Source organism: Pseudomonas sp. GM33, from assembly GCF_000282295.1.
Classification (GTDB): domain Bacteria; phylum Pseudomonadota; class Gammaproteobacteria; order Pseudomonadales; family Pseudomonadaceae; genus Aquipseudomonas; species Aquipseudomonas laurylsulfatiphila.
Window position 1 is genome coordinate 1 of the sequence record NZ_AKJO01000128.1, and the last position, 584, is coordinate 584.

1 protein-coding gene is annotated in these 584 nt (G+C 64.9%); it reads left to right on the forward strand.

Annotated features, from left to right (window positions below):
- The coding region (locus PMI26_RS07140) for a VCBS domain-containing protein (RefSeq protein ID WP_007977683.1) at window positions 1–584 on the forward strand (584 nt) is incomplete at both ends.

A 584-nucleotide genomic window follows, 5' to 3' on the forward strand; every position in this document is an offset into this window, starting at 1 on the left:
CACAACGAGTTCGCCGCCGGTACCACCTACACCGACACCTTCGCGGTGAGCAGTGCCGATGGCACCCTCACTTCGGTCACCGTGAATATCCTCGGCACCAATGATGCGGCCGTGCTGTCCGCCGACATCGCCAACCTCACCGAGACCCATGCCGCCGTCGACATTTCCACCACCGGCACCCTGACCATCAGCGACGTCGACAGCGCCGCAACCTTCGTCGCCCAAACCAACACCGCCGGTAGCTACGGCCAGTTCTCCATCGGCACCGGCGGTGCCTGGACCTACGTCGCCAGCTCCGCGCACAACGAGTTCGCCGCCGGTACCACCTACACCGACACCTTCGCGGTGAGCAGTGCCGATGGCACCCTCACTTCGGTCACCGTGAATATCCTCGGCACCAATGATGCGGCCGTGCTGTCCGCCGACATCGCCAACCTCACCGAGACCCATGCCGCCGTCGACATTTCCACCACCGGCACCCTGACCATCAGCGACGTCGACAGCGCCGCAACCTTCGTCGCCCAAACCAACACCGCCGGTAGCTACGGCCAGTTCTCCATCGGCACCGGCGGTGCCTGGACCTA